A 26156-nucleotide genomic window follows, 5' to 3' on the forward strand; every position below is an offset into this window, starting at 1 on the left:
GGCGTTCCTGGGCCCCGCTGGCAAGGCACGCTTTGCAGGCAATGGCTGTTCCCTTGCCAAAAAGTGTAACGCCGCCAGCGGGGTCCAGGGGCGACCGAATACAGGAACTTATTCTTGCACGGGTCCTTAGCTGGGCGCGTAGACCAGCCGCACATTGGTGGCGATCAGGCCGTCATCCACGTCGCTCTCCTTGAGATAGAACTCGACAATGGTCTCCCGGTGCATCAGCAGATCCGGGGTCACCTCGTCGGCCAGTTCGTTGATGTGGCAGAATACGCTCTCGTAGGGCGAGTGGGGGTCGCGCGGATCGGTAATCCAGAGATTAGGCGAGATGTCGCGGATAAAGCGCAGGAAGCCGTAGCCCTTGTCCTGGAACCATTTGGTACAGACCCCGCGCACGCAGGAGCCGGGTTTGCCCCACTCGTTGCGCGGCTCGTAGGAGAACGGCAGCAGATCCGGTATCAGGTAGCCGCGATAGAAGGCGTCGGCCTGACGCTGCAGCTGTTTGGAGACGTTCTTGAAACCCAGCAGTTCCACCCGGCAGCCGCGATTCTGCAACGCGGTGACCACCTGGAGAAAGTCGCCGTCGCCGGTGACCAGCAGGATCAGGTCCAGGTTCTCCGCCTGCAACATGGCGTCCACCGCCAGATCCAGGTCGGCGTTGGCCTTGGTGGTGATGTTGCCTTCCTCGTCGGTATAGCGCTTGACATGCTTGACAATAATCTTCCAGCCGTAGTCCCGCACCATCTGCTGGTAGATGTTGGATTTCTTCGCATACTCGCCATCCTCCCGGGCACGCTCCTGGTCAAAGGCGAGATAGGTGTTCAGGCGCAGCAGGGTGCCGTTATCGCGCGCCGCGAAGCGTCGCAGAATGTCATAACGCAACTGATAACCGCCATTGAATTTGACGTTTTCCGCGTCAACAAAAACACCGATTTTAAGCATGTACGGAATCCATTTTTTTAATTTCAAGACAGGGGTCGGAGTCAAATGGCACTTAACTTAAAGCGAATCGCAGGATTTTCGTCATTCCATCCTTAGGTCCGTAACCGGTGCATCCCTGCACCACTCCTCCGGCGCAGGCCGGAATCCAGGAATACCGCCACCATTAAGCAGTCTGGATCCCGGCCTGCGCCGGGATGACGGTGATTCTTGACTTAAGTTATTGACTTAAGTAAGTACCATTCGACTCCGACCCCTATAGGTAAATGATCCAACCGGAAGTGGCCCATTACATCAGATCGGCAGTGGCGGCTCAATCGCCGGCAGCGCCGCCTGTTGCGTGGGGGTGGTCAGGTTCGCTTCCAGGGCCTTCAGATACTGAATGATGATCCCCTGGGTATTATCGATATTCTCATTCAGGATGCCGTGCCGCTGGGAGTGCACGAACTCGAGGCGTTTCAGCTTGCTGCTGATCTTCTCATACACCCGGTTGGCACTCTCCGGCACCACCACCGGATCCTCGTCACCCTGAATGACCAGGGCCGGGCAGTGCACGTCCGGCAGGCGCTTGACCAGCTGGGTGACCATCAGACGCAACTCGAACAGGGCGTGTACCGGCATGCTGGTGTAATTGATGTCGGGGTGTTCCGTGTCATTGGGGCGGAACGGCATGATTCCCTCATAGGCGCGCAGCCAGCTCACCAGCCGGTTGGCATGATGCACCAGGGGCACGAAAATCATATTCTTGTTGCGGAACTTGATCGGCGCGGAGATGGCCACCACGCCGGCCAGCCCGTCCGGCTGCTCGGCCGCCTGCAGCAGTGACAGGGCACCACCGGTGGAGAAGCCGATCAGACAGATATCCTCACAGTGCTGCCGCATGATGTGGCAGGCCCGCTGGACCGACGCCAGCCACTCCTTCCAGCTGCGCTCGCGCAGATCCCAGGGCGAGGTGCCGTGACCCTTCAGACGTGGGCCGATGACCGCATATCCCAGGTGCCCCAGTTTATCGGCAAACGGTTTCACCTCGGCCGGCGAGGCGAGAAAACCGTGCACCAGCACAATACCCAGGCGGTTGGGTTGTTCCGGCAGAATCAGGAACGGCTCGGCGCTCCGGGTGGCAGTCTCCTTGCTGTTCAGCTCCTGATGCCGTGGCTTGGAGAAGCTGGCCCTGTCCCAGCGATAGGCGACCCGTTCGTCATCAAACAGATGGGCGGCAAGCTCTAGCGGGGTGGTGCTGGCGGCCCGGTTGATGACGTCGTCGATCATCTCGTTCAGGCCGACGACCGGGCGCGCCTCGTTGGCGTAGACCTCGACCATGTTCTCCAGCCGGATCTCATCAAATTCATGCTCCTTGCACAGCTTGGGCATGAACAGGTAGTGGTCGCCCTCGTGCTCGATCAGTTCCAGCTGTGCCGCGGTGAGGAAGAACTGGTCGAGGCCGGCACAGCGGCCGAACATCAGCTCACCATAACTGCCGGCATCGCGGAGACTGCGTTGCAGATTGATCTTCGGCAGCTTCTGTGCCGACTTTACGGCGAGATAGAGCATGCGATGGAACTGCCCCCGGTCGACCGCCTGTTGGCCGTTTTCGAGCAGCTGATAGATGATCAGGGCGGCGAGGTGGCTCAGGTTGATGGTCACCTGGTTGTAGATCGCCTTCATGTAGTCGTTGCGCAGCCGCAGGGCATTCTTGCGCAGCCGGTTGTTGAGCAGGTGGTGCTTGAAATCGCGCGGCGGCGCGTGCCGGTCCAGCAGTTCGTCCAGCGATTGCAGCTGCGGGATCAGCTGCTTGACGATCGGCCGCACCCACCAGCTCCAGTATTTGTGGCTGTAGAGGATATCCCCCAGGTGGATGTCCATATCCGTATTCTTCAGCAGGATATTGCCCTCGATCAGCAACTCTTCCGAGAGGCGGCGGCTGATGCCGCGATTGACCAGCTCGAATACGCTGTGCAGGAGGTTGTCGCTGACGCGCATCGGGTAGAAGGTGATATTGGCCGGCACAATGGTGGAGGGCCGTTCCGCGGCCGCCAGCAGCGCCTGCGACGTGGCAATCTCCAGCCGGTGCATCCAGTGCTCGATCAGCGGCTGGTTATCCTGTTCAAAGGCGAGCTGGATCGACTGTTTGAGGATATCCACCGCCAGCGACAGCACCGCCGCGCCGGTGTGGTGTTTTCTGCGTTCCAGGGCGGAGCGCGAATAGATGCTGTAGGCGCCCCGTTTATCCTGTACCCGGCGGTCCTTTACCATGCCCCCTTCGGGGAAAATGACCACCTTGTGTCCGCGCAGGATCTCCTCGGCGAGATAGGCAATCAGGCGCGGGTGGTTGTGGGGCACGGCGCCGACGTTGCGCAGGTAGTTGCTCAGGGTGTCGTCCCCGGTGAAAAACTCCGCGGCGGCGATGGAGCGGCAATAGGCGCCGGTCTCCTGATAGATCAGATACTGCGGGATGAAGGTCTCGAAACGGGCGAAATGGTTGAACAGGAAGATCTCGCCCTCGGCCACCTGCCCGCGGTCGTGATGCATCTTGATATTGACGCTCAACAGACGCTTGATAGTGGAAAAGAAGCGTATCGACCACTGGTAGGTGGAGATATTGATCTTTACTTCGTCCTGCCGATCCGTCAAACCGATTCCCCCTGATACGGATGCCCTGAATGTCGGGCCTCTAGGCATTTGCTGCAGCCGTTCAAGGCATTTGATTCTGCGTTTTATAGCCAAAAGTATAGGCGTTGGCGGGGGTTGTGTCTGCCGCTGCATCGACTGGTTGGCGCCACAAAAAAGGCGGCCCCGTTACCGGGACCGCCCGTGCTGGCTGACAGAGGCCGCGGTTACTGGTTGGCGCGGTTCTCAATCAGATCATCCACCACGCCGGGATCGGCCAGGGTGGAGGTGTCACCCAGGGAGTCGATCTCGTTGCAGGCCACCTTGCGCAGGATGCGGCGCATGATCTTGCCGGAGCGGGTCTTGGGCAGGCCATGCGCCCACTGGATCAGGTTGATCTTGGCGATCGGCCCGATCTCGTCACGCACCAGCTTGATCAGCTCGGCCTTCAACTCATCGGTCGGTTCGACGCCGGCCATCGGGGTGACATAGGCATAGATGCCCTGACCGGTGATCTCGTGGGGATAGCCCACCACCGCAGCCTCGGCCACTTTCTCGTGCAGCACCAGGGCCGACTCGATCTCGGCGGTGCCGAGGCGGTGGCCGGAGACGTTCAGCACGTCGTCGATACGCCCGGTGATCCAGTAATAGCCGTCCTTGTCGCGGCGTGCGCCGTCACCGGTGAAATAGCTGCCGGGATACTGGGTGAAGTAGGTGTCCTTGAAGCGCTGGTGGTCGCCGTAAACGGAACGCATCATGCCGGGCCAGGGGCGGGTCAGGACCAGCGCGCCCTCGCACTCGCCTTCCAGGGTCTCCCCGGTGGTGGCGTCCACGATGGCGGGCACCACGCCGAAGAACGGCTTGGAGGCGGAGCCGGGTTTCAGGTCGGTGGCGCCGGGCAGCGGGGTGATCAGATGGCCGCCGGTTTCGGTCTGCCACCAGGTGTCGACAATCGGGCAGCGCTCGCCGCCGACCACGCGGTAGTACCACTCCCAGGCTTCCGGATTGATCGGCTCACCCACGGTGCCGAGCAGGCGCAGCGAGGAGAGGTCGTGCTTTTTCACCGGCTCCTCGCCCAGCCGCATCAGGGCACGGATGGCGGTGGGTGCGGTGTAGAAGATGTTGACCTTGTGTTTCTCGCAGACTGCCCAGAAGCGGCCGGCATCCGGGTAGGTGGGGATGCCCTCGAACATCAGGCTGATGGCACCGTTGGTCAGCGGTCCGTAGACGATATAGGTGTGGCCGGTGACCCAGCCGACATCGGCGGTACACCAGTAGACCTCGCCCTCTTTGTAATCGAAGGTGTATTTGTGGGTCATGGCGGCGAACAGCAGGTAGCCGCCGGTGGTGTGCAGCACGCCCTTGGGTTGTCCGGTGGAGCCCGAGGTGTAGAGGATGAACAGCGGATCTTCCGCATCCATCGGCTCCGGCTCGCACTCCGCCGAGGCGTCGGCCATGGCGTCGTGATAGTAGATATCGCGGCCTTCGGTCCAGGCAATGTTGCCGCCGGTACGCTTGACCACCACGCAGGTGTGCACGTTGGGGCAATCTTCCAGGGCGATATCGGCATTGCTCTTGAGCGGGACGTGCTTGCCGCCACGCACCGATTCGTCGGCGGTGATCAGGGTCTGGCAGTCGGAGTCGAGGATACGGCTGGAGAGGGCGTCGGGCGAGAAGCCGCCGAAGACGATGGAGTGCACCGCGCCGATGCGGGTACAGGCCAGCATGGCCACCGCCGCTTCCAGGATCATCGGCATGTAGATACAGACCCGGTCGCCCTTCTTGACGCCGCGGCTTTTCAGCACATTGGCGAATTTACATACCTCGGTATGCAATTCGCGGTAGGTGATTTTTTTGTCCTCGGCGGGATTGTCGCTCTCCCAGATGAAGGCGGTCTGATCCCCGCGGGTCTCCAGGTGGCGATCCAGACAGTTGTAGGAGACATTCAGTTTGCCGCCCTGAAACCATTTGATCCCGGCTTCATTGAAATCCCACTCGCTCACCTTGTCCCACTTGCGGAACCAGGTAAGGAACTCGTCAGCGGCGTCGCCCCAGAAACCTTCCGGGTCTTCGACAGAGCGCTGATACAGCTCCTGGTACTTGGCTGCATCGATATGGGCTTGCGCGGCTGTTTCAGCACTTACCGGATAGATTTTCTCATCGGACATGGCGTGTCTCCTTCTCTTTAAAATTACATGGACCGATAGCTCGGTCGGTTTCTCTGAATTTAGTGTAGTTGCACTGCTGAACTGCTGGTGATGATCCACGGATCATCCGTTTATCGGAAATATTAAAAATGTCCCAATTCGTATTGCCGTTGAATCAGCCGGTCGACCGGATTGTTGTATTCCGTCAATACCGCGGCGATTCGCCTGAACACCTCGGCGGCGGTGATGGCGTCACCCCGCGCCGTGTGTCTTCCCTGTACCTCCACCCTGGCGTAGTCGGCCACCTCTTCCAGTGTATAGTGTCCAACCCGGCCGGTATGGACCAGGTAGAGTAGCATGGTATCCAGCCATGGATGTTTCAAATGACACAGCAGCTCGCGCTGCAGAATCTTGTTCAGAAAGCGGATGTCGAATCCCACATGGTGTCCCACCAGCACGCTCTCGCCGATGAAATCCACGATCTCCAGCATCACCTCCTCGATCAGCGGCGCGTCCTTCACATCCGCGTCGGTCAGCCGGTGGATGCGGGTCGATTCGGCCGGAATCTTGCGCCCCGGAAAAATCAATGTATTGAATTCCCGGCCGGTCAGTTCCAGACCCTGCATCTCGATCAGGGCGATGGAACAGATCTCGTCACCGGCGTAGGCCTGCAGCCCGGTGGTCTCGGTATCCACCACCACAAACCGGGTCTCCGCCAGCGGCCGGGTGACCAGCCGTTTCGGATCGATCGACAGCAGGCGCCGGTGCAGCGCCAGCATCCCGGGATCGGCCAGCAGCGCCCCCTTGCTCAGGGTGCGCCGGAATCCCGCATGTATCCTGCCGAATAACTCGCCGAGTTGTTCACTTGCCATATGCTTGTTGCCGCTGCCGTCCGATCACTCCAATCCGCATTCTTGATATTTTTATTCCGGCCCTTGGGCCGGAGCGGAATGATGTCGCCAAATCTGGCTGTCGGGCAGTCTCTGCCACTCCTCTCTCAGAATATGTCCGTTGCGTATTCGTCCTGCAGTTGCTCCTGAAACCGTTTGACCGCCCGCATGGCCATGCGCAGGGTGCTGCGTGACTGTGGGGAGAGGCGTTCCGGATTGATCAGCTTGTTCACTTCCCTGTCTGTTTTGGCCTGCCGGATCTGGTGGGTCAGCAGCAGATCCAGCAGCTCCTCGAAGGCCTCCTGTACCGAGTCCTTGAAATCGGTGGAGAGTTTGCCCACGCGCATCAGCGCATTCAGCCGGTCGGTGGTGTTCTGCGCCGCGATGCCGTTCTGCAGCGAGAAGATGCGCGCGGCGTCGGCGATGATGCGCAGGCCGTTGCGCTTGATGTCGATATACTCGCCCTGTTCGTCCTTCATGGTAACCAATCGATTGAAGAAACCGATAGCGGGTTTTCCCTCGGCGTCGTCGTCGGACATCATTTTCAGCAGCCGCGGTTTCTCCTTCAGCTCGGCGAGGGCGTGACGCCGCAGCTCCGTGGTCAGGCTGTCGTCGCCGTACAGGGTGTCGAAATCGAACACCACGTTGGACCAGCGCGCCGCCTTCGCAGTGGGCTGGTCGGCGATGTGGCTGATCTGCTGTTTCCACTTCGACAGGGTTTTACAGTAGAGCGGATTGCGCGCCATGATGGCGCCGGGGCAAAGCGGGTAGCCGATACGGTCCAGGTTCAGGTTCAGCCGGTTGCAGAAATGGTCGAACCACTCCTTGGCCTCGGCGCTCTCGCTGGCCGGGCTGTCCTCGATGACGATGCCGTTGTCCTGGTCCGGATTGAGCAGCATCTCCAGCCGGCCGCCGGAACCCATGATCAGTACGCTGAAGCCGACCGGCGCCTTGCCCAGGTCCTTGGTCTCCATCCAGCGCAGGGTCAGCTCCACCGCCCGGCGTTGGGCGATCAGGTGGTATTCGCTGAGCAGCCGGACCGCGCTGCTGGGGCGGTGGTTGGTCTCCTGGATGTCGATGGCGGCATCGGCCAGCAGCGGCGTCAGTTCCGCCAGCTCCTTGATGCTGCCGGCCTCGCGGAAGCGGTTGGTCAGGGTGCTGGGGCGGGAGATGAGGATGCGCAGGATGTCGGTTTGGGAGACCATGCCGATCGGGTATTGCTCCTCCAGCACGATCAGGTACTTGGCGGTGTGCCGTTTCATGATCTCTTCGGCTTCCCACAGGGCGGTGTCGGGGTCGATCACCCGCGGGGTGTCCGGGGTCATCTTCAGCACCTGCTCATCCGGGGTCGCGCCCTTGAGCATCACCGCCTCGGCCAGTCCGGCATAGGTGAGCACGCCGCGCAGCCGGCCCTGCTCATCGGTCACCACCAGGCTGCCGATCTTGCGTGCCTTCATGGTGCTGAAGGCCTCCCGCAGGGTGGTCTCGGGGGTGCAGGAGGCGACCGGGGTGCGCATCACCCGGGTGACCGGCTGTGCCAGCACACCGGTGGAGATGGAGCGGTCCGGGCTGCGCTCCCGCAGCTTGGTGGCGATCACCCGGTTGAGCACGTTGAACAGTTCCGGATGCGCCCCTTCGAGGGCCTTGAAGCGCTCCTCGGGGACCGCCAGGATCTCCGACTGGTTGGTGGCGACGGTCTTGGTGGTGTAGTCGTTCTTGTCCAGGTAGTTGGCCAGTCCGATCAGATCGCCGGGCAGCACGGTGTCCTGGCGGCCGCTGGGGCGGTGCATCACGATATTGCCGTCGAGCAGGATATAGATCTCCTTCCGGTAGGCTTCGCCGGGACGAAACAGGGCCACGCCACCGGGCAGGACGCGCCGGCTGGCACAGGCCACCAGCTCCCGCAGGGTCTCCAGCGGGACATCCCGGAAGGTGCGGGTGGCGGCAAGTATCTGCTCGGTTGTAACGGTTTCGCTCTGCTGTGTCATTCGCTGCTGTCGCTGACGATGTAAGGCCATTTCCTGCTATGACCAAAAATGTCCGGCTCCTGTTTTGTCCTGTTGCTCAGGAAAAAAAACTGCTATTTTCCCTTGCCGTTGGTTCTTACTGCTATCGATGAAGGCGCTCAATTGATCGATTGGATCTTTCTGCTGGTCACCGCCGTGATTGCCTGGCACGCCCTCACCCATCGCAATGACGATGGGGAGAACGATATCGGCCATCTGCTGTTCGGTGCGATCGCCCTGCTGTTCTTCGTGCGCGTCCTGTTTGTCGATATACTCCAATTACTGTAGGAGCGCCTCTGGCGCGAAGGTGTTCGCGGCGAAGCCACTCCTACGGGGTGCCCGTTCCCACTCAGAACATCGCGGCTGAAGCCGCCACTACTCGAAACGGTACGCACGCTGCCGGTGGTCCTGCTCCGGTATCCGCATCAGCCGCTCCGCTTCCGGTTTGGCCAGCTGCGCGGCGAGATAGCGGGCGCGGTCGGCGATGCTGGGCGGCGGTTGCGGCTGATTGCGCAGGAACCGGGTGAGAAATCCCGGCCCTTCCGCCAGCCCGGGTTCCAGGCGCAGCCCCTCCCGGTAATCGGCCAGGGCGCCGCGATACTCCCCCAACTGATCCTTGAGGATACCGCGATTGGCCAGGGCCACCCCCAGGGCGCGCCGGTTCCGCTCGTTGACGCCCGCCGTCAGTTCCCGCTCGACCGCTTCATCGTAATACCCCAGGGCCTGCCGCAACTGGGTTGTAGACTCCTGCCGCAGTCTGGCGATCTCCGCCTGCTGCGTCGTCGGGTCCAGCCGCTCCGCGTCCGCCGCCCGGCGTATGCCGATACGCATCAGTGCCTGCGCCTTGCCCCGCAAGGCGCCGAGGTTGTCCGGTTGCCGCGCATAGACCTGGCTGAAGATGCCCAACGCCTGTTCAAACGCGCCATCCTCCAGGTAGCGGTCGGCCGCCGCCAGCTCCCGGCCCGTCACCGTCGACTCGCCGGGGCCGCTGTCATAGAACGTCCAGCCGATCCAGACAGCGGTGAGGACGACGGCCGCCCGCACCAGCATCCGGTAGTGCGCGTCACCCATGCGCGGCTCCGATGATCGACAGATTGAAAAACCAGGAGAACAGGGTCACCAGAATGAGACTGATAAAACGTGCCCTGTTCTTCTGTCCGTTGAGCTCTTCGGCGGCCAGCTCCCGGCCAAGTCTGCGCCGCAACCGGCGCACGCTGACCACCCAGATGAGGTTGCTGACCGGGAAGAACAGCATCACCGACAGCAGTGCGACCCAGAGATAAAACATCGGATTCATGGTCTGATTCAGCTCTTGGCCCTGGTCGGGCGTTCCGGGTCTATGCGACCAGGAGCGGTAGCGACGATTCAACCCCGTGACCGGGTGAGTCACCAGCGCCGCGCACGCACCCGAACACACGAAAATAGCAATAATGAGTAGCGGCTATCCATTGTCCAAAGGTGCTATCTCAACCCGGCTTGTCCAGGTCCAGCTGGATATCGCCGATATCCTCATGCAGCGCCACCACCTCCTTGTGCGGCACGGTGGAGAGTTCCATGCGGTAGGCGAGGAACCACATCATGGCCACGCCCAGTACCCACCAGAGCAGCTGCCAGGCCCAGATCGAGGGCATGCCGAAGGTCCAGGTCCCGGCATTGGTGGGATCGCCGAATATCCAGTTGCCGATCACCGCGCCGGGTCCGATACCGAAGAAGAACCAGACCAGGGTGAGAATCCAGGCCGCCGGGATCAGGCCACGCTTCTCGGGGGAGAGGGAGGCGTGATCGCGCAGAAAGTTGTGGAAGATCATGCGGTGTTCGCGCTCGCTGCCGTTCTGGGTCAGGGCGGAGACGGCGATGGTGAGGCTGAGATTGAACAGGATGCCCCAGAACGCGGAGTGCAGGGTCATGGGCCAGCGGCCCCAGGGCATGAACTCGGCGCCGATGCTCTCGGTCAGGGTGACCGCGATCAGTCCGGCGATCAGCCCCACGGTGACGCCCTGCCGGGTCAGGTAGGGCCACCAGCAGACGGCGATCAGCGCCGGCCACATCTGGAATCCGTAGGCCACCGCCAGTCCGCCGAGCAGCACCAGGGCATCGGTGGAGGTGGTGGCGACCAGCAGCGCGGCGATGACGATCAGGATCACGCCCAGGCGGCCATACAGCTTCTGCTGGGCATGGCTGGCGTTGGGGATGATGAAGCGCTTCAGCAGGTCGCGGGTGAGCATGCCGCCGGCGGTGGACATGTAGGCGGCGCCGGTCGACTGCATGGCGGCCAGGGCGCAGACCGACAACAGCCCCACCATCCAGGGCGCGGTCTCGGACATCAGGTAGACCAGTTGTGGCACCAGCATGTCGCCCCTGCCCTCGGACTGCAGCAGGTCGATGCCGCCCAGGCCGGTGCCCATGACGTTGTTGACCAGCTCGGGGAAGCGCGCCATGAATTGGGTATCGGCGCCGAGGAAGTGGGCGCCGATGCCCTGGATGGCGGTGAAGAACATGAGGATGAAGCCGATCACCAGGGAGGAGGCCCACACCTGCTGCGGGGCGAAGGGTTCCGGGCTCTTGTTGCCGAAGGCCCACATGGAGAAGGCCGGGGCCGACTGGATGCCCATCAGGCCGAACATGTAGGTCAGTATCATCACCCCGGTCCAGGCGCCGCCGATGGGCGCGCTGGCGCTGCCGAGACCGGCGCCGAACTGGATCACCCCGGGGATGGCGATATAGGCGCTGTAGCCGTCCGGCGTGGTCTTGCCGAACATCGCCTTGCCGGTGCTCGGGTCGATCTGGCTCAGTGCGGCGATGCCCTGGTTGAGGCGTTCGAAGCCGCCGATATCGTTCATGGCGATGATGCCGATCACGGCAATGCCGCCGCCGAGCAGGATCGCCTGGGCCGAGTCGACATAGGCCACGGCGCGCAGGCCGCCGGAGGCGACATAGATGATCACCACGATGGAGAGCAGCCACATGCCGACATTGGTGCTCAGCATGTCATCGGTGAGGACGTTGAACAGGAAGCCTGAGGCGCGCAGCTGGATGCCGAGGTAGGGCACCGAGAAGATCAGCGCCACCAGTACCACCAGGATGCGGATCGTGTCGGAGCGGAAGTAGTAGGCCAGCATCTCGCCCGGGGTGATGAAGCCGAAGCGCTTGCCGAGCATCCATTGGCGTTTGAGAAACAGCACCCCGGTGAAGGGGATGGTGATGGCGTAGAAGGAGGCGTAGGCGTACTGGAAGCCGTCCCGGTAGATGAGGCCGGGGTGTCCCATGAAGGTCCAGCCGGAAAACGAGGTGGCGGTGGCGGCGAGGATGAATACCCAGAGCGAGATCTGCCGGCCGGCGACGAAATAGTCACTGGCGGTCTTTGCCGACAGCGCGCCCTTGATGCCCCAGAAGATGCAGTATGACCAGTAAAGCGCAACGAATACAAACAACCAGACAACCTTTGCGTCCATTGGTCGTATTCCCCCTCAGTAGTGAAAATCAAATGGTTTTAATTTTTCTGTTATCTGTATCTGTCTTGGCCACCGACCAATGGCCGATAGGCGAAAGCTGCCGCTATTATGCGAGAATTGTGCCGTTTAATAAAGCTATTGGGCTCAATGGCTTGGCGAGCTTCACAGCGCATCTGTTACCCCTTGTCTGTTACCAAAGGTGACAACCCCGTGTGGTTCGGTAACAGGGCCGCTCAGCCGGCCCCCTTCCTGCTTCGGGGAATGCCGAAGCGCTGGCGCCGCTCCCAAAGCGCCTTGCGGCTTATGCCGAGGCGCTTGGCCAGTTCGGTTTCGGTCAGCTGCTCCTGATTCTCCAGGACAAACTGGCGGAAATACTCTTCCAGGGTCAGGTCGCCGCTCCCCGGATTCAGGCCGGCGGGCGGGCTGGCGGCGGAGTGGTTGCTTTCGATGGCCAACAGGTCCGGGGTGATGACATCCTCCTCGCACAGGATCACCGCCCGCTCCAGGGCGTTCTCCAGTTCCCGCACATTGCCCGGCCAGCCGTAGGTGGTGATGGTGTCGATGGCGGCCTGACCGAGGGTCATGGGGGCGCGGTTGAGCTGCTTGCGGGTCTTCTCCAGCAGGAACACGGCCAGCTCCACCAGGTCCTGGCCGCGCTCCCGCAGGGGCGGCAGGTTGAGCTCCACCACCCGCAGGCGGAAATAGAGATCGCTGCGAAATTCGCTGTCCTGGACCCGCCGCTTCAGGTCCCGATGGGTGGCGGCGATCAGCCGCACATCCACCAGCCGCGACTGCTCCGAGCCGACCCGGCGGATCTCGCCGTTCTGCAGCACCCGCAGCAGCCGGGCCTGGGCGGCGAGGGGCAGTTCGCCGATCTCATCGAGAAACAGGGTGCCGCCCTCGGCCGCCTCGATCAGCCCGGTGCGGGCCGAGTCGGCGCCGGTGAAGGCGCCCTTTTCATGGCCGAACAGCTCTGATTCGATCAGGGTTTCGGGGATCGCGGCGCAGTTGACGGTAACGATCGGCGCATCCTTGCGCAGGCTCTGTTCGTGCAGGGCGCGGGCCACCAGCTCCTTGCCGGTGCCGGACTCGCCGAGGATCAGCACCGTGGAGTCGGTGGGGGCGACCTTGGTGATACGCCGGCACACCTCCTGCATGGCCGGGCATTTTCCCACCATGCCGTCGACCGGATAGGTCTTGTCCAGGTCCGATTTCAGCACCTCGGTCTTGCGCCCCAGCTGCTCCTGCTTCAGGGTGCGCTCGATCAGCATCACCAGTTCGTCATGGTCGAACGGTTTGGCGATATAGTCGATGGCACCCTGCTTCATGGAGTCCACCGCCGAGCGCACGCTGGCATAACTGGTCATGATCAGCACCGGCACACCGGGGGCGCGCCTGATCACTTCGGTGCCGGGCACGCCGGGCAGCCGCACATCGGTGAGGATCAGATTGAAGCTCTTCAGGTCGAAATTCTGCTCCGCCTCCTCGACCGACTCGGCCGTGGTCACGGTGTAGCCGCGGCGGGTCAGGAGGCGATCGACGGCGCTACGGATGACCGATTCATCTTCAATAACCAGTATCTGACTCATGACGTTTTGGGGTCCATGTGTTGGGGCAGCTGGATGATGACCCGGGTGCCGATCCCCGGCGCCGAGTCGATCTCTATTGTGCCATTATGTTCATCGATGATCTTGCTCACCATGGGCAGACCCAGTCCGGTACCCTTGCCGGCGTCCTTGGTGGTGAAGAAGGGTTCGAAGATCTCCCCCTGCACCTCCTCCGGTATCCCTTCCCCCTGATCCATCACCTCGATCTGCAACTGGGTGGCGGAGGCGAAGGCGAAGATCTCCACCCGGTCGCCGGGTTTCGAGGCGTCACAGGCGTTGGTCAGCAGGTTGACCATCACCTGGGCCAGCCGCTGGCGATCTCCCTTCATGCTCAGGCCCTCGGGACAGCCGTTGCTGAAGGCCACGTGTTTGCCGGCGCGGGTCAGGCCCACCAGCTGGATCGCCTCCGCCATGATCTCCTTCAGATTGAAGGTCTCGAAACTGAGGCCGATGCGCCCGCTGCGGCTGTAGTTCATCAGCGAGTGGACGATGCTGCTGATGCGGCGGGTCTGCTGCAGGATCGCCTCGATACTCTCCTGGGTGGTCTGTTCGTCGCGCTCCTCCAGCAGGTTCTGGGCCAGCGAGGCGATCCCGGAGACCGGGTTGCCGATCTCGTGGGCGACACCGGCCGCCAGCTTGCCGATGGAGGCGAGCCGGTCGCTGTGCGCCAGCTCCGCCTCCAGGGTCTCCAGGTCGGTCAGATCCTCCAGCAACAGCACCAGACCGCTGCGCGGGCCGGTCTGATAGCGTGGCAGATCGGGATCGAGAATGGCCGCCTTGTGCAGGTTGAACCAGTGCGGGCGGTTGTTGATCGGCACCTCCATGTGGTGAATATGCTCATCCTGGGCCAGGGCGAAACCGGCCAGCAGCTCTCCCCAGGGCTGGGTGAGGGTGGAGAGCTTGCGCCCGGTGGCCTCGTTACTGGGTACCCCGCTCATCACCTCCAGGGCCAGGTTCCAGGTGATCACGGTGTGCTCCGGATCGACCGCGCAGACCCCCAGGGGCAGGTCGAGCAGGATCTGCCGGTGGTAGCGGCGCAGGGCGTCCAGGTCGGCGGTCAGGCCCTTCAGTTTGCTGCGGGACTGCTCCATCCGCTCCTCCATGTGACGGATCGAGTCGGCCAGCGCGGTCTTGGCGTCGGCGTCGACCTTGAGCTGCTGATTGATGATCATGTGGGCCATGGCCGGCCCCACCAGGCCCGAGAGGTTGCGCTCGATCCGCTGGCGTAGCCGTTTCAGCTCGCGCGGACGGGTTTCGCCGCGATCCAGCTGCAGATCCTCCAGCGCCTGGTTGACCTCCATCTCCGCGGCTTCCTGTCCCAGCATCACCGCCAGGCCCTCGGCAAACTGGGTGGGCGAGGCAGCGGTCAGGGTGCCGGCCAGCGGGGTCATCGGCGCCACCTCGCTGCGACAGGCGAATGCGGTCTCCTCCTCCTCGGGTGACTGGCGGGTCAACAGGGAGACGATCACGAACAGCAGGCCGTTGCAGGCGAGGGACCAGAAGGTGGAGAACTCCCACTGATCCAGCCCGGCGAGATCGCGCATGGCGGGCACGTCGATGCCGGTGCCGATAAAGCCCGATTTTTCCAGCAGCGGCAGCAGCAGGGTGACGATCCAGATGGCGATGCCACCGAGCAGCCCGACGATAAACCCCTCGCGGGTGGCGCGGCGCCAGTAGAGCAGGCCGATGATGCCGGGCAGGAACTGGGCGACCGCGACGAACGAGATCAGCCCCAGCTGCACCAGCCCCTGATTGTGTTCCAGCACCTCGTAGAAGATGTAACCGGCGAAGATGATCAGCCCGATCAGCAGGCGCCGGCCCCACAGCAGCCAGCGATAGATATCCACCTTGGGGTCCGGGTAACTGGCCGGCAGCAGCAGATGGTTCAGGCACATGGAGGAGAGCGCCAGGGTGCAGACGATCACCATGGCGCTGGCGGCCGAGACGCCGCCGATAAAGGCCAGGATCGGCAGCCAGGTCGGGCCCTTGCTCAGGGTGATGCCGAGCACATAATAGTCGGCATCCATCTCCAGCTGCAGATACTCGCCCGCCCACAGGATCGGCGGGATGGAGAGATTGAGCAGCAGCAGGAACAGCGGGAACGCCCAGCTCGCCGTCGCCAGGGAGCGCATCGACAGGTTTTCGGTGAAGGTCATGTGGAACTGCCGCGGCAGCAGGAAGGCGGCGCAGAAGGAGAGGAACAGCAGGGTGGTCCAGGGGCCCTCGCGCACCGGCTCGTAGAGATTGCGCAGCGCCTCGGGGTGCTCGGTGAGGTACTGGTTGAGTGATTCCGGGCCGGAGAATACGCCGAAGATGGCGAAAAATCCCACTATCAGCAGGGCGATGATCTTGACCAGGGACTCGAAGGCGATGGCGGCCACCAGGCCGCGGTGTTTCTCCCGGGGGGAGATGTGGCGGGCGCCGAACAGGATCGAGAACAGGGTCAGCATGCCGCAGAAGCCCAACGCCAGCAGCTGCGGGATCTCGTCATGGGTCAGCACCTGGATGGAGGTGGTGACGGCGCGGATCTGCAGGGCGATGTAGGGCAGCGAGCCGAGCAGCATGAACAGGGTCACCAGGACGCCACCCAGCTGGCTGCGGTAACGGAAGGCGAGCAGATCGGCCAGCGAGGTGAGCTGGTAGTCCCGGGTCAGCCGCAACAGCGGCTGCAGCAGCACCGGACTGAGGATGAAGGCGATGGTGATACCCAGGTAGACGGTGAGGAACTGATAGCCCTCGCTCTGGGCAAAGCCAACGCTGCCGTAGTAGGTCCAGGAGGTGGCGTAGACCCCGAGCGAGAGGACATAGACCGGTGCATTGTCGGTCCAGCGGTCGGGCACCAGCCCGCTGTCGGTTACATAGGCGACGAAGAAGAGCAGCAGCAGGTAGAACAGACTGGCCCCGAACAGGATCTCCAGATCATAGGTCATGGTGTGGGTATCGGCGGCGCAACCAGGCGCCCAGCAGGATGACAAACAGCCACAGCGCGTAGGGCATCAGCCAATGGGCGTGGTCGGCGGCCCACCAGATTGTCAGGGGTGAAGCGAAAAGAAACAGGGCGAAAAGCGCCAGTAACAGTGCACTCTCTCTCAGCCTGATCGGGTCCGGGTGCTTTTGCATTTGCCAAGGTTACCAGCTGTTACTAATAGTAACAACTTGGCCGGAGGAGCGTTGGACCGGGTCGCTGGTTCGAGGAAGGCCCGCCATGGAGCGCTCCGTGGGCGCCTTGGGGGCGGGGCGGTTCCCCTACGGAGCTTGGTGTCGGTGAATACAGATCGTATGCTCGGGAGAAGGCTTTGTCCGTGACGATGGGCGGTTCGGCCGACCGGTTGCTGCACCCCCATTCGGGTGAGGTGCGCGGGACCGGGATGGGGTAGGATATAACTATCCCGCGGGCTCCGATGAACAGCCTGTCAGCCCTGAATGTCCCCGAGGACGCTTCGCTTCCGGGGGAACCGAAACAGATTTTACGGGTAGTGAGGGCCTGTCAATAAATAACTACGACGTCTTGCTGGTCTTTTCGTCCGCCTTCGGCGTTACGGCAAGACTTACATAGAACGACTATGCGCGCCTTGCCGTGCCTTGAAGGCAAACGAAAATCCGGCGCAATACGTAGCAGTTATTTCTTTCCAGGTCCTACAAAGAATTACTTATACCAGAATCACTCGATTCTTGGCTTGTTATATGGAGGCATCCCATGCATTATCTACTGGAAAAACTACAGAAAGATCATAGGAATTTGGAGAAGATTCTTGATCTGTTGACGTCTCAGCTCGATCATTTTCTAGCGGGTCGCGAGTCGGATTTCGACCTTAAGATCGAACTGCTGGAATACATGGAGGCCTACGCCGACCAGGGACATCATCCATTGGAGAATGTGATGTTCAGCGCGGCCAAACCCCGGGTGGCGGATCGGGCGGATCTGATGGATCGCCTGATGCAACAGCATCAGGAGCTGGCGCAGCTGACCCGAACCTTCCGCAACTCCTTGGAGAACATCTACCAGGGCGGGGTGATGCCGCGGGACGAGCTGGAGGTGCAGGGGCGTGAATTTATTGCCCTGCAACGTCAGCACATCGATCTTGAGGAGCAGGAGGCATTCCCGCTGCTGGATGAAATGCTGGAGGAGCAGGATTGGGCCGGGATCATTGATCAGTCACCCAGTCACGCCGACCCGGTGTTCGACAAGCCCGACAAGATTCGCTTTCAGACCCTGTTTGATTACCTGAGCAGAGCCGGAAAGCAAGGGGCATCACCCGTCGCGTAGGGGAACCTTGCGCGGTACGGGTCACGGCATCGCGGGATGTCAGGATGACTATTTATTATTAGAGAAGGGCTTGCCACCGGGGTCCAGGAGTGGACCCGTTAGGTTCGCGTGCCGGATTGCAGTCCGTCGGCCTTGACCGACAGACTGCGGAGGCGGGTGGGGAGCATTGTTAACAGCGACGTTCGTTGGGAGGAAGAGAGAATGGCTCATATCGTTGTATTGGGGGCAGGTACCGGGGGCATGCCCTGTGCCTATGAATTGAAAGAGGCCCTGGGCAAGGGGCACCAGGTCACGGTAGTCAACGAACGGGAGGAGTTTCAGTTCACCCCCTCCAATCCCTGGGTGGCGGTGGGCTGGCGCGACCGGGCCAGCGTCACATTTGACATACGTCCTCACCTGGAACGCAAAGGCATCAGCTTTATCGCCAAACGCTGTAGCAAGATTGATGCGCAAGCCAATACGCTCGAAATGGAAGATGGCGAAGTGGTCAGTTACGACTACCTGGTCATCGCCACCGGCCCGAAGCTGTTTTTCGAAGAGGTGGAAGGCGCCGGCCCGGCAATCGGCAATACCCAGTCGATCTGTACCGTGGATCACGCCCTGGGCGCCTACGATGCCTATCAGCAGTTGATCGAAAATCCCGGACACGTGGTCATCGGCGCCATGCCCTTTGCCAGCTGTTTCGGACCCGCCTACGAATTCGCCTTCATCATGGATGCCGATCTGCGCAAGCGCAAGATCCGCGACAAGATTCCCATGACCTACGTCACCTCCGAGCCCTACATCGGCCATCTGGGGTTGGGCGGCGTGGGGGATTCCAAGGGCTTCCTGGAGTCCGATCTGCGGGCCCACCACATCAACTGGATCACCAATGCCAAGGTGACCAAGGTGGAAGCGGGCAAGATGCATATCGAGCAGTACGACGACAGCGGCCACCTGATCAAGAATCACGAGCTGGATTTCAAGTTTTCAATGATGCTGCCGGCCTTCAAGGGGGTGGATGCGGTCGCCAATGTCGAGGGGCTGTGCAATCCACGCGGTTTCGTCTTCGTCGACAGCCATCAGCGCAACCCGACCTTCCCGAATATCTTCTCCGCCGGTGTCTGTATCGCCATTCCCCCGGTCGAGGCGACGGCGGTGCCGACCGGTGCCCCCAAGACCGGTTATATGATCGAGTCCATGGTCACCGCCATCGTGCACAACATCGCCGACGATATCGCCGGGCGCGAACTCTCCACCAATGCCACCTGGAACGCCATCTGCCTGGCCGACATGGGGGATACCGGTGCCGCCTTCGTGGCGCTGCCGCAGATCCCGCCGCGCAACGTCGCCTGGTTCAAGAAGGGCAAATGGGTGCACATGGCCAAGATCGCCTTCGAGAAGTATTTCATTCGCAAGATGAAGAAGGGCACGACCGAACCGATCTACGAGAAATACATCCTCAAGATGCTGGGGATCAGTAAGCTGAAATAGCGGCTGCCGCCGACAGAAAAAGCCCGGCCAATCGCCGGACTTTTTTTGTCCAGGATGGACTTAGGGCTCGCGCAAAAATAAGTTTCGGTATTCGGTCGCAACTGGACCCCGCTGGCGGCGTTACGCTTTTTGGCAAGGGAACAGCCATTGCCTGCAAAGCGTGCCTTGCCAGCGTGGCCCAGTTACGTCCTCTGTACTACGAAATTATTCTTGCGCGAGTCCTTATGCCGCGGAGGCCACCCTGTTTCAAGACAACCCGTAGAGGCAACCTCCCGTGGTTGCCCTTGGGGCGGTCTGGTGCTCGATCCGGGCAGGCACGGGGGCCTGCCCCTGCATCCGGCTGATCAGTGCCGGAATTGCTCCAGCATCTGCCGCAGTTCGCGGGCCTGATGACTCAGGTTGTTGCTGGATTCGGCCACCATGAGGGCGCCCTGCGAGGTGTCCTGCGCGGTTTCGCCGATACGTCCCATGTGCTCTTTTACCGTACCGATGAGGGCGGTCTGGGACGAGGTGGCGGTGGAGAGGCCGTTGCTGATCAGGGTGACCGATGAGATGGCGCCGGCAATCTCCGCCAACAGCTCTGCCGCCCGTTCGAAATGCTCCTCGGTCTGCATCGCCCGACTGCGGGCGTTGTCCATCATATCCACCGCAGAGCGGGAGCCCGACTGCAGGTGGCCGATGATCTTTTCAATCTCCTCGGTCGACTCCTGGGTGCGGGTGGCCAGGGTCCGCACCTCATCGGCCACCACGGCGAAGCCGCGGCCCTGTTCACCGGCGCGGGCCGCCTCGATGGCGGCGTTCAGCGCCAGCAGATTGGTCTGCTCGGCGATGTTGCGGATGACGTCCATCACCATGCCGATACTGGCGCTCTTCTCGTCCAGCTGGCTGATCACATCGCCGGCTTTGTTCATGTAGGTAATCAGGGCCGAAATCGAGCCTATCGCCTCGGTGGCGATCAGGGTCCCCTCGCGGGCAAACTGATCCGCCTGGCCGGAGGCGCCGGCCACTTCAACGGCCATGTCGGATACCTGGTGGATGCTGCCGCTGATCTCGTCGATGGCCTGGACCGCCTGTTGACTTTCCACCTGTTGCCGCGCGGCCTTGTCGCTCTCCCGGTCGGCGATCTCCGCCAGTTGCTGAATATTCTCGTCCAGGGTGTGGGTGGAGCCGCCGATCCGCCCGATCATGTTGCGCAGGTTGGTCGACATCTGATTGAAGCTGTCGATGATCTCACCGATCAGATCATGGCTCACCAGGGTGCAGTGCTGGCTGATGTCGTTGTTGCTGATCGCCTGCGCCACCTCGGATATGCGTTTCAGGCGGCGTAGCAGCACCTGTTTGCAGACCCAGTAGTTGGCGATGCCGATGCTCAGGCCGGCAATAATGCAACCGATATTGAACCAGAGTTGCATGCCGGGTTTCCATTCCACGAAAAACCGCGCATACAGGGGAAACAGCAGCCCCATGGACAGACCAAGCCCTATATAAGCGATGAAGAGCGTACGCAGAATGCTAGGCTTCATGACGGTTCCCTGATTTTTATTGGTTAACGGATAGCGGCTAACTGCAGATGACCTTTAGTATTTTTCCATAAGTTATGCTGATGATCCGGATAAGCCCGGCTAGCGGTACTCCGTCAGGGTCGGGCTAGCGGTTACGCCAGTGATGGTGCCGGACAAGCTCGGCCAGGAAGTCGATGTGGGCCGCGCGGTCATTCAGTGCCGGGATATAGTGATACTCCTCGCCGCCGGCCGACAGGAAGTACTCACGATTCTCCGCGCCGATCTCCTCCAGGGTCTCCAGGCAGTCGGCGGGAAAACCGGGACAGAGCACATGGACCCGTTTAATCCCGTTCGCGCCCCACTGTTTCAGGGTTTCATCGGTATAGGGTCGCAGCCACGCCTGCCGGCCGACCCGCGACTGGAAGGTGATGGCCCACTGGTCCGGTGACAGCGCCAGGGCGGCGGCCAGCCGCTCCGCAGTGGCACGGCACTCCGCGGCGTAGGGATCACCCTGGTCGGCATAGGATTGGGGTATGCCGTGAAACGAGAGCAACAGCCGCTCACACGCCCCATGGGTCCGGGCGAACTCCGTTACGCTCTCCGCCAGGGCGCCGATATAGCCGGGCGCGTCGTGGTAGTGGTTGATGAAGCGAAGCTCGGGGAGCCAGCGCCAGCCCCGCAGCACCCGACCGATCTCGTCAAAGGTGGAGGCGGTGGTGGTGGCGGAGTATTGCGGATAGAGCGGCAGCACCAGGATGCGCCGCGCATTGGCCCGGCGCAGGGTCTCCAGCCCCTCGGCAATGGACGGTGAACCGTAGCGCATCGCCAGTACCACCTTGGTCGGACCGTCGAGGCGTTGATCGAGGGTCTGCTGCAGCGCGTCGGCGATCGCCCGGGAGAGGGTGAGCAGGGGGGAACCCCGGTCGGTCCAGACCTTGCGGTAGGCCGCGGCCGAGCGTTTCGGGCGGATGCGCAGGATGACGCCGTGCAATACCAGCCACCAGAGCAGGCGCGGGACCTCCACCACCCGGGGGTCGCTGAGGAACTCCTGCAGATAGCTTCTGACGTCGGCCACCGCGGGTGAGTCGGGCGTGCCCAGGTTGGTGATCAGGATACCGGTGCAGGGGGGCGTGCTGTTATCGGGGACCGGTCCGTGAAATTTCATGCGCTGCTTTGGTGGCTGTTGAATTTGCGGCCTATGATCCCCTATTCGCCCGGTGAGGTGCAATGCCTGGTGCGGCGGCCACCTGCCGCGCGGTGTATGATACGGGCACCGCCGATGACGACGGTTGTGTGAAAGTGGATTGGACAACGCTGGGGTGGATGCCGGGTGAGAGGTTATGACAGAAGCGGCGGATGACGCGATCATCGAGCGGTTTGCCGATGCGCTGTGGATGGAGCGGGGACTCAGCCGCAATACCCTGGCCGCCTATCAGTCGGATCTGGCCAAGCTGGCCGAATGGCTGAACCGGCAGCGGGGCGCCACCCTGCTGGAGGCGCGCCGGGAGGATCTGCTGGAGTATCTGGCGGCCCGGGCGCGGGCCGGAACCAAGGCGCGCTCCTCGGCGCGCCTGCTCTCCTGTCTGCGCCAGTTCTATCAGCATGCCCTGCGCGAGGGCTGGGTCCGGGTGGACCCGTCGGCGCGGATCGATGCACCCCGGCTGGGCCGTCCCCTGCCCAAGTCACTCACCGAACAGGAGGTGGAGGCGCTGCTGGAGGCCCCGGAGACGGAGGACCCGGAAGGGCTGCGGGACCGGGCCATGCTGGAACTGTTGTACGCCACCGGCCTGCGGGTGTCGGAACTGGTGGGACTGCGCTTTGCCCAGCTCGGTCTGAACCAGGGGCTGGTCCGGGTGATGGGCAAGGGGGGCAAGGAGCGCCTGGTGCCCCTCGGCGACGAGGCGATGGAGTGGCTGTCCCGTTTCATCCGCACGGCCCGTTACGAGCTGCTCGGCGAGCGGCTCAGCGATGACGTGTTCCCCACCCGGCGCGGCGCCGCCATGACCCGGCAGGCGTTCTGGTACCGGATCAAGAAACACGCCGCGGCGGCCGGGATCCATAAACACCTCTCGCCCCACACCTTGCGCCACGCCTTCGCCACCCACTTGCTGAATCATGGGGCCGACCTGCGGGTGGTGCAGATGCTGCTGGGTCACAGCGATCTCTCCACCACCCAGATTTATACCCATGTAGCGCGGGAACGCCTGAAGAGCATGCACCAGCAGCATCACCCGAGGGCCTGAGTATGGTAGCCTTTGGGGCCAGGACATTAGACCAGGACATTAGATAAGAGGAGTGAATCCCGTGCCGTCATTTGACATCGTCTCCGAGGTGGATATCCAGGAGGTCCGCAACGCCGTCGACCAGGCCAAACGCGAAGTGTCCACCCGCTTCGATTTCAAGGGTACCAAGTGCAGCTTCGAGCTGAACGACACCGAGGTCACCCTGAAGGGCCAGCAGGAGTTTCAGCTGCAGCAGATGCTGGACATCCTGCGCCAGAAGATGGTCAAGCGGAAGGTGGATCTCGCCTGCATGGATATCAGGGACCCCGAGACCACACTCAATGCCGCCACCCAGACGGTGCTGATCAGGCAGGGCATCGAGGCCGACACGGCGCGCAAGATGGTGAAGTTGATCAAGGGCGCCAAACTCAAGGTGCAGGCGCAGATCCAGGGCGACCAGGTGCGGGTGACCGGCAAGAACCGGGACGACCTGCAGCAGGTGATCGCCCTGTTCAGGGAGGCCGAATTCGACCTGCCCCTCAAGTACATCAATTTCCGCGACTGACATGATCCGCCTCACGCGCCTGTTCCGCTGGTTGGTTCCGTGGTTGCTGTTGTCCGTCTCGAGCGCGCTGGGGGCCGCCCCGTCCGACGACCGGCAGATCGCCCGGGTACGCCAGAGCCTGGCCCTGCTGCTGCCGGATGTCCTTCCCGACAGTATCAGTCCCACACCGATACCCGGTCTTTTTGAAGTGGTGGTGGGGACGCGGCTGGTCTATGTGACCGGGGATGGCCGCTACCTGATCGAGGGTGAGATCACCGACCTGGAACAGCAAAAAAACCTCACCAACCCCCGCCTCAACGAAGTGACCGTGGCGGCCGTCGATGCGATCGGTGAACAGAACATGCTGATCTTCGAACCCGCGGAGCCGGCCCGCTACAGTGTCACCGTGTTCACCGATATCGACAGCGCCTACAGCCGCAAGCTGCACCAGGAGATCGAGCAATACACCCGCCGGGGGATCCGGGTGCGCTACCTGTTCTATCCCCGGGCCGGGCTGGAGAGCCGCTCCTTCGACAAGGCGGTGGCCGTCTGGTGCTCCCCGGACCGGAGCCGGGCATTGCGCCAGGCGATGGCCGGTGAAGCGGTGGAGGCGGCGAGCTGTGCCCATCCGGTTGGCGACCATTGGCGGCTGGGCGGGCGTATGGGTATCTCCGGCGCGCCGGTCATGGTGCTGGAAAACGGGGATATGCTGCCGGGTTATGTCTCGGCCGAGCGGCTGCACGAAATTCTGGGTAAAATGCAGCGCTTGAAGCCCTAGGATTGGTATGGCGGGTGGCAGGGTGTGACAACCGTGTTGGATCATTGGGGCCGGGTTATCCGGGTTGCGGAAATGTGCTGTCGTTTACAGATTCTTCCGCCAGAGTGGTCGAACATTCAGGGTGGACGGAAAGGCCGCCGATACCCCGGTCATGCAAGGCCATGGTCATGGAAAGACATCACAACTCTACCGGCCAGCCGTGTCAGGATCAGCAATCAGATATGAATCTAATGTCCATCAGTGCCGTCACCCGTTCCGACAAGGGGTGGGTTCGGGAGATCAACGAGGATAACGTGGCGGTACTCGAGGAGCACCGCCTGGTGGTCCTGGCCGATGGCATGGGGGGGTACAATGCCGGTGAGGTGGCCAGTCAACTGGCGGTCGAAACCATTACCGCCGAGCTGTTGCCGCTCTATACTGGTGAAAACGCGGAACCGTCGGAACGGGACATCCGTGCGGCGGTGGAGGCGGCCAATACGGCGATCCGCGCCGCCGTGCAGTCCGAGCCGGCCTACGAAGGGATGGCCACCACGCTGGTGATGGCCCTGTTTTGCGATCAGCGGGTGCACTACGGGCATGTCGGCGACTCCCGGCTCTACCGCCTGCGCAAGGGCCGGCTGGAGCAGCTGACCCGGGATCACTCCATGGTCCAGGCGCTGGTGGATGAAGGGATGTTCGACTCCATCGCGGAGGCGCTGGACGCCGGGGTCAAGGGCAATATCCTGCTGCGTGGACTGGGCATCCAGGAGACGGTCGAGGTGGACGTAGCCAGTGCGGCGGTGGAGGCGGACGATCTCTACCTGGTCTGTTCGGACGGGCTCAGCAACATGGTGTCGGATCAGGAGATGCTGGGCATCCTGCTGGATGCGGATGGCGATATCGAGCAAGCCGCCGGTCGCCTGCTGCAAACCGCGCTGGACAATGGCGGTCTGGACAATGTGTCACTGGCACTGGTATGCCCACAATCTTAAGGTGAACACGACCCTACATTCATGGTCGGGAGTAACGATGGAAAAGCTGGTTATTAAGAAAGATGATGCGCTGGTGGATGAGATACCGATCGATAAACAGATAGTTACCATCGGGCGGGACGCGGAGTCCGATCTGCAGCTAAATGATCCGTCGGTGAGCCGCCACCACGCCACCATCCGCCGCATCTACACCGACCTCTATATCGAGGATCTGGGCAGCACCAACGGCACCCAGCTGAATGGGCGTCCCATCACCAAGCATGTGCTGAAACCGGGGGACCAGTTGGCGATCGGCAGTTATCTGCTGGATATGCTGGTCGACATGCCCGAGGGGGCCGCCGAAGAGGATCTGGACAAGACGGTGGTGATCCAGCCCCAGGCGGTGGCCGCCGCCCGTGCCGATCACGCCGGTCACACCCAACCGGTCAGAAGGCTCCAGCCCAAGAGCGCCACCCTGCACTTTATGCGCGGGCCGAACCAGGGGAGCCAGGAAAAGATCGACCGTTCACTCTACACCATCGGTAAGCCCGGGGAGAACGTGGCGGTGATCGCCCGCCGCCCCCAGGGCTTCTATCTGCTGCACATCGGCGGCGCCAGCTTCCCGCGCATCAACAACAAGGAGATCGACTCCAAGGGCGGCGTGCAGCTGCACGAGGGAGACGTGGTGGAAGTGGGCGAGTATATGGCGGAGATCTCCTTCGTCCAGTAGCCGGTTCGACCCACCGCCACCGGTAGGCGCATCCACCCT

Annotated in this window: 21 protein-coding genes; 8 read left to right on the forward strand and 13 right to left on the reverse strand. The window is 62.1% G+C overall.

Going from position 1 to position 26156, the window contains the following annotated elements; all coding sequences use genetic code 11:
- Positions 1–126: 126 nt before the first annotated feature.
- The 5 genes from O9K64_RS00530 to O9K64_RS00550 form a co-directional block, all read right to left on the reverse strand.
- A complete protein-coding gene (locus O9K64_RS00530; protein ID WP_275096111.1) occupies positions 127–945 on the reverse strand; it encodes an NYN domain-containing protein in 819 nt (272 codons plus the stop codon).
- A 291-nt stretch (positions 946–1236) separates the two neighbouring features.
- Positions 1237–3573, reverse strand: a complete 2337-nt coding sequence (locus O9K64_RS00535; RefSeq protein WP_275096112.1) for an alpha/beta fold hydrolase — start codon at positions 3571–3573, stop codon at positions 1237–1239.
- Between the two features lie 203 nt (positions 3574–3776).
- Entirely contained in the window at positions 3777–5717 is a 1941-nt protein-coding gene (acs, locus tag O9K64_RS00540) for an acetate--CoA ligase (RefSeq protein ID WP_275096113.1), read from the reverse strand.
- Between the two features lie 122 nt (positions 5718–5839).
- A complete protein-coding gene (locus O9K64_RS00545) occupies positions 5840–6568 on the reverse strand; it encodes a PolC-type DNA polymerase III (RefSeq protein ID WP_260294792.1) in 729 nt (242 codons plus the stop codon).
- Between the two features lie 125 nt (positions 6569–6693).
- Complete coding sequence (locus O9K64_RS00550) at positions 6694–8574, reverse strand: putative nucleotidyltransferase substrate binding domain-containing protein (protein ID WP_275096114.1); 1881 nt, start codon at positions 8572–8574, stop codon at positions 6694–6696.
- A 141-nt stretch (positions 8575–8715) separates the two neighbouring features.
- Between O9K64_RS00550 and O9K64_RS00555 the strand changes: the two genes are divergently transcribed.
- A complete protein-coding gene (locus tag O9K64_RS00555) occupies positions 8716–8880 on the forward strand; it encodes a hypothetical protein (RefSeq protein ID WP_275096115.1) in 165 nt (54 codons plus the stop codon).
- Between the two features lie 87 nt (positions 8881–8967).
- Here the strand turns inward: O9K64_RS00555 and O9K64_RS00560 are convergent, their stop codons facing one another.
- The 6 genes from O9K64_RS00560 to O9K64_RS00585 all read right to left on the reverse strand — a co-directional run bounded on the left by O9K64_RS00560 (position 8968) and on the right by O9K64_RS00585 (position 16771).
- Positions 8968–9663 carry a tetratricopeptide repeat protein gene (locus tag O9K64_RS00560; protein ID WP_275096116.1) on the reverse strand — a complete coding sequence of 232 codons (696 nt, stop codon included), beginning with the start codon at positions 9661–9663 and terminating at the stop codon, positions 8968–8970.
- Positions 9656–9889, reverse strand: coding sequence for a hypothetical protein (locus tag O9K64_RS00565; protein WP_275096117.1), 234 nt, complete (start codon positions 9887–9889; stop codon positions 9656–9658). The genes O9K64_RS00560 and O9K64_RS00565 overlap by 8 nt, the downstream gene beginning before the upstream one ends.
- Positions 9890–10058: 169 nt before the next feature.
- Complete coding sequence (locus O9K64_RS00570; RefSeq protein WP_275096118.1) at positions 10059–12044, reverse strand: sodium:solute symporter family protein; 1986 nt, start codon at positions 12042–12044, stop codon at positions 10059–10061.
- 233 nt (positions 12045–12277) lie between these two features.
- Positions 12278–13633: a sigma-54-dependent transcriptional regulator gene (locus O9K64_RS00575; protein WP_275096119.1), complete on the reverse strand. Its 1356-nt coding sequence runs from the start codon at positions 13631–13633 to the stop codon at positions 12278–12280.
- Complete coding sequence (locus O9K64_RS00580) at positions 13630–16581, reverse strand: sensor histidine kinase (RefSeq protein ID WP_275096120.1); 2952 nt, start codon at positions 16579–16581, stop codon at positions 13630–13632. Before O9K64_RS00580 ends, O9K64_RS00575 begins: the two co-directional genes overlap by 4 nt.
- Positions 16571–16771, reverse strand: coding sequence for a hypothetical protein (locus tag O9K64_RS00585; RefSeq protein WP_275096121.1), 201 nt, complete (start codon positions 16769–16771; stop codon positions 16571–16573). The genes O9K64_RS00580 and O9K64_RS00585 overlap by 11 nt, the downstream gene beginning before the upstream one ends.
- Before the next feature lie 577 nt (positions 16772–17348).
- Between O9K64_RS00585 and O9K64_RS00590 the strand changes: the two genes are divergently transcribed.
- Together O9K64_RS00590 and O9K64_RS00595 are read left to right on the forward strand one after the other, a co-directional pair.
- Entirely contained in the window at positions 17349–17918 is a 570-nt protein-coding gene (locus O9K64_RS00590; protein ID WP_275096122.1) for a hemerythrin domain-containing protein, read from the forward strand.
- 201 nt (positions 17919–18119) lie between these two features.
- Positions 18120–19391, forward strand: a complete 1272-nt coding sequence (locus O9K64_RS00595) for an NAD(P)/FAD-dependent oxidoreductase (RefSeq protein ID WP_275096123.1) — start codon at positions 18120–18122, stop codon at positions 19389–19391.
- A gap of 344 nt (positions 19392–19735) precedes the next feature.
- Here O9K64_RS00595 and O9K64_RS00600 read toward each other — a convergent pair whose 3' ends face one another.
- Both O9K64_RS00600 and hemH read right to left on the reverse strand, forming a co-directional pair.
- Complete coding sequence (locus O9K64_RS00600) at positions 19736–20914, reverse strand: methyl-accepting chemotaxis protein (RefSeq protein WP_275096124.1); 1179 nt, start codon at positions 20912–20914, stop codon at positions 19736–19738.
- Positions 20915–21038: 124 nt separating this feature from the next.
- Positions 21039–22058 carry a ferrochelatase gene (gene hemH, locus O9K64_RS00605; protein WP_275096125.1) on the reverse strand — a complete coding sequence of 340 codons (1020 nt, stop codon included), beginning with the start codon at positions 22056–22058 and terminating at the stop codon, positions 21039–21041.
- 175 nt (positions 22059–22233) lie between these two features.
- On the opposite strand from hemH, the gene xerD reads away from it, so the two are divergent.
- The 5 genes from xerD (at position 22234) to O9K64_RS00630 (ending at position 26117) form a co-directional block, all read left to right on the forward strand.
- Positions 22234–23136, forward strand: coding sequence for a site-specific tyrosine recombinase XerD (xerD, locus tag O9K64_RS00610; protein ID WP_275096126.1), 903 nt, complete (start codon positions 22234–22236; stop codon positions 23134–23136).
- A 61-nt stretch (positions 23137–23197) separates the two neighbouring features.
- Complete coding sequence (locus O9K64_RS00615) at positions 23198–23680, forward strand: YajQ family cyclic di-GMP-binding protein (RefSeq protein ID WP_275096127.1); 483 nt, start codon at positions 23198–23200, stop codon at positions 23678–23680.
- A 1-nt stretch (position 23681) separates the two neighbouring features.
- Positions 23682–24437, forward strand: coding sequence for a disulfide isomerase DsbC N-terminal domain-containing protein (locus tag O9K64_RS00620; protein WP_275096128.1), 756 nt, complete (start codon positions 23682–23684; stop codon positions 24435–24437).
- A gap of 221 nt (positions 24438–24658) precedes the next feature.
- Positions 24659–25408, forward strand: a complete 750-nt coding sequence (locus O9K64_RS00625; protein WP_275096129.1) for a PP2C family protein-serine/threonine phosphatase — start codon at positions 24659–24661, stop codon at positions 25406–25408.
- Between the two features lie 37 nt (positions 25409–25445).
- Positions 25446–26117: an FHA domain-containing protein gene (locus O9K64_RS00630; protein ID WP_275096130.1), complete on the forward strand. Its 672-nt coding sequence runs from the start codon at positions 25446–25448 to the stop codon at positions 26115–26117.
- Positions 26118–26156 lie beyond the last annotated feature (39 nt).

Origin of the sequence: Sedimenticola hydrogenitrophicus (genome assembly GCF_029017505.1) — a bacterium.
Taxonomy (GTDB): domain Bacteria; phylum Pseudomonadota; class Gammaproteobacteria; order Chromatiales; family Chromatiaceae; genus Sedimenticola; species Sedimenticola hydrogenitrophicus_A.